Here is a 4,354-nt window from a genome sequence, read left to right as displayed (position 1 = left end):
TCGCCTCCGCCAACTCGGAGGAAAGGGGAAGCACCTACAAGGACTTGACTCAGACTCTTCCAGTCCCACTATTGACGGCCGCCAGAACCTATGATATTATGACTTAATGTCACTGGCGAAAGACGTGCTGCTGCCAATAGGCCAGGCATGTATAAGGGGTAACGGGAATACGTATGCTACTTAGGAGTTTGGCGGAGTAGTTCCAGCGCGGCTTTGACTTATCGTGAGTTCGAAAGTCAGTTAGGTCCGCGCTGTTAGTTATGCCCGGGAATCTTACAGGGAAGCAGGTGGGTTGCATGGAGAGTGCCGCGAGGTCGACGAAGCGAGAGAGAGTCAGCTTCTCGAAGATCACGGACGTGCTCGATGTGCCGAACCTCATCGAGATCCAACAGAAGTCTTACCAGTGGTTTTTGGACGAGGGTCTTCTGGAGACGTTTCGCGACATCTCCCCGGTCCAGGATTTCACGGGGAACTTGGTCCTCGAGTTCACCGGGTACTCCCTTGGGGACCCCAAGTACGAGGAAGACGAGTGCAAGCAGCGGGACGTGACATACTCTGCGCCCCTCAAGGTCAAGGTCAGGCTGATAAACAAAGAAACCGGAGAAGTCAAGGAGCAGGAAGTCTTCATGGGTGACTTCCCTCTGATGACAGAGAAAGGCACTTTCATCATCAATGGCGCGGAGCGTGTGATAGTCAGCCAGCTGACCCGTTCACCTGGAGTCTACTTCGATGCCATCAAGGACCCATCCGGCAAGACCCTCTGGGCCGCCAGTATCATACCAAACCGCGGGGCGTGGCTCGAGTTCGAGACGGACCCTGCCGGCGTTGTGCACGTCCGGGTAGACCGCACCCGCAAGATCCCCATAACCGTCCTGGTCCGGGCTCTCGGGTACGGGCAGAGCCAACGTATCCTCGAGTTGTTCCACGAGAATGAATCCATCCGGAACACCATCGAACGGGACAATACCGAGTCCGAGGAAGAAGCCTTGGTCGAGATCTACAAGCGCCTCCGCCCGGGTGAGCCGCCCGCGGTGGAAAGCGCGAGGGCTCTGTTTGAATCCCTCTTCTTCGACCCCAAGAGGTATGACCTGGCCGCGGTCGGAAGGTACAAGATCAACAAGAAACTCGCTCTCGCTGACAGACTCATTGACAAGACTCTCACCCGGGACATCGTCGATCCGAACACCGGGGAGGTTTTGGCGCGCAAAGGTGATGTCATAACCCGCCGTAAGGCCCAGGAGATCCGGGAGTTCTGCCGGCGCACCGGTTTTTCGGAGGCTTACGTTGCCTCCAGCGACATCGAGGATGGCGAGGTCAAGATCATGGGCAACGGCCTACCCCCGATGGACGCCAAAACCATCACTCGTGAAGATGTCATCGCCACCGTGAATTACCTGGTGAACCTCCAATACGGGATAGGGTCCACCGATGACATCGATCATCTGGGCAACAGGCGCCTGAAGTCCGTTGGCGAACTCCTTCAGAACCAGTTCCGCATCGGGCTTTCGCGGATGGAACGGGTCATTCGGGAACGAATGACCATTCAAGATGTAGATGTCGTTACACCGCAGGCTTTAATCAACATCAGGCCGGTGGTCGCGGCGATCAAGGAGTTCTTCGGCTCAAGCCAGCTTTCGCAGTTCATGGACCAGACCAACCCTCTTGCGGAACTCACGCATAAGCGGAGGTTGTCCGCACTTGGGCCTGGAGGGCTCTCGCGTGAGCGCGCAGGGTTCGACGTCCGGGACGTGCACCACTCTCACTATGGGAGGATGTGCCCGATCGAGACGCCTGAAGGTCCCAACATCGGCCTTATCGGATCCCTGTGCACTTACGCCAGGATCAACGAGTACGGGTTCATCGAGACCCCCTACCGCAAAGTGTCTGGGGGCAAGGTGACTCCGGACATTGAGTACCTCACCGCGGACGAGGAGGACATCTACGTCATCGCTCAGGCCAACGAGCCTTTGACGGCGGACGGGGCCTTCAAGAGGTCCAAGGTCACTTGCCGTTACCGGGACAAGATCGAGATAGTCCCGGCAGACCAGGTAGACTACATGGACGTGTCCCCAAAACAGCTTGTTAGTATAGCGACTGCCCTCATCCCATTCCTCGAAAACGACGATGCCGGCCGGGCACTGATGGGCTCCAACATGCAGAGGCAGGCGGTCCCGCTGATACGGACGGAGGCCCCGCTGGTTGGAACGGGCATGGAATACAAGGCAGCGGTCGATTCGGGCATTGTAGTGCTTGCCAGGAGATCCGGGTTCGTCGAGGAGGTCTCGGCGGACGCGGTCAAGGTCCGGACGGACGATGGGGCGATTGACACCTACAAGCTACTCAAGTTTGCCAGGTCCAACCAGGGCACATGCATAAACCAGAAGCCTGTGGTGAAAAGGGGGCAGAGGGTCGAACAGGGAGACATCCTCGCGGACGGGCCTTCCACTGACGGGGGCGAGATGGCCCTCGGCCGGAACGTTCTCGTGGCGTTCATGCCCTGGGAAGGCTTCAACTACGAGGATGCGATCCTCATCAGTGAGAAACTCGTGAGGGACGATGTCTTCACGTCCATTCACATAGAGGAATACGAGTCCGAGGCGCGCGACACGAAACTCGGCCCTGAGGAGATCACCCGGGACATCCCGAACGTGGGCGAGGACGCCCTACGTGACCTGGATGATCGCGGCATCATCCGCGTGGGGGCTGAGGTGAGGCCAGGCGACATTCTGGTGGGGAAGGTGACGCCCAAGGGCGAGACCGAGCTGACTCCGGAGGAACGCCTGCTGCGCGCGATCTTCGGTGAGAAGGCTCGGGAGGTCCGAGATACCTCGCTCCGCGTCCCGCACGGAGAGGCCGGAAAGGTAGTAGCGGTACACGTGTTTTCCCGCGAGAACGGCGACGAACTCGGCCCCGGGGTGAACAAGCTTGTTCGCGTATATGTGGCTCAGAAGCGCAAGATCTCGGAGGGTGACAAGATGGCGGGCCGCCACGGGAACAAAGGCGTCATCGCCAGGATCATGCCTGAGGAAGACATGCCGTTTCTTCCTGACGGGCGCCCGGTCGAGATCGTGCTGAATCCACTCGGAGTCCCGTCTCGGATGAACATCGGGCAGGTTCTCGAGACTCACCTGGGGTGGGCTGCGGCGACACTGGGCCTTCATATGGCTAGCCCTGTCTTCGACGGTGCTCGTGAAGGGGACATCTTCCGGTACCTGCGCGAAGCCGGGCTGCCTGAGAACGGCAAGACGGTGCTGTACGACGGGCGAACCGGTGAGCCTTTCGATAGGCCCATCACGGTGGGCTACGCCTATTTGATGAAGCTTCTCCACCTGGTGGACGACAAGATTCACGCGAGATCCACGGGCCCGTATTCTCTGGTCACCCAACAGCCTCTTGGGGGCAAGGCGCAGTTCGGTGGGCAGAGGTTCGGCGAGATGGAGGTCTGGGCCCTGGAGGCATACGGCGCAGCCTACACTCTGCAGGAACTCCTGACCGTGAAGTCCGACGATGTGGTCGGGCGGGTCAAGACCTATGAGGCCGTGGTCAAAGGGGAGAACGTGCCGGAACCCGGAGTGCCGGAGTCGTTCAAGGTGCTCATCAAGGAACTCCAAAGCCTCTGCCTGGACGTCAAGGTTCTGTCAGAGGACTCGAGAGAGATCGAGATACGTGAGACCGACGATGACATCAATGAGACCGCTCGCGAGCTCGGAATAGACATCGGAGACAGATCTGACCGGATAGAGAGGGTAGATACCCAGTACGTGGCGGAAGAGGCGTCCGAAGACCAGGGGGACGGGGAAGCTGACGATGAGGCTGACCCGGGACTCGATGGTGAGACGGCCGGATCATTCGAGCACTATGCGCCCACAAGCGACGAAGGGGGAGAAGAGGGTGCTGGACGTCAACGACTTCGACCGGATCAGGATTGGGATGGCTTCGCCGGAGCAGATCCGCGCGTGGTCGAGCGGCGAGGTAAAGAAGCCTGAGACCATTAACTACCGGACTCTCAAGCCTGAGCGCGAGGGGCTGTTCTGCGAGAAGATCTTCGGTCCCCAAAGAGACTGGGAGTGCCACTGCGGGAAGTACAAGAGAGTCCGATACAAGGGAATAGTATGTGACCGGTGTGGAGTGGAGGTCACCCGATCCAAGGTGCGCCGGGAGAGGCTTGGCCACATCGAGCTTGCGGCCCCGGTTTCGCACATTTGGTACTTCAAGGGCATCCCGAGCCGGATGGGGCTCTTGCTCGACATGTCCCCCCGCGCGCTCGAGAAGATACTTTACTTCGCGTCTTACATCGTCACTGACCCCGGAGACACCCCCCTCGCCAAGAAGCAACTGCTCAACGAGGCAGAGT

2 protein-coding genes are annotated in these 4,354 nt (G+C 59.2%); both read left to right on the top strand.

All coding sequences use genetic code 11. The annotated features are described in order from the left end of the window. Positions 1 to 296 precede the first annotated feature (296 nt). Positions 297 to 3,986 carry a DNA-directed RNA polymerase subunit beta gene (rpoB, locus tag NUW23_04530; protein MCR4425441.1) on the top strand — a complete coding sequence of 1,230 codons (3,690 nt, stop codon included), beginning with the start codon at positions 297 to 299 and terminating at the stop codon, positions 3,984 to 3,986. Then, positions 3,931 to 4,354 (top strand): DNA-directed RNA polymerase subunit beta' (locus tag NUW23_04525; protein ID MCR4425440.1); only part of this gene is annotated, 424 nt, incomplete at its 3' end. The genes rpoB and NUW23_04525, both read left to right, overlap by 56 nt.

The organism is Bacillota bacterium (assembly GCA_024655925.1).
In the GTDB taxonomy this organism is placed as follows: domain Bacteria; phylum Bacillota; class DTU025; order DTU025; family JANLFS01; genus JANLFS01.
This window is presented reverse-complemented; position numbering and strand designations above follow the sequence as displayed.

Coding starts and splice junctions, on each gene's coding strand:
- rpoB (MCR4425441.1), top strand. CDS start 297: ATGGAGAGTGCCGCGAGGTCGACGAAGCGAGAGAGAGTCAGCTTCTCG.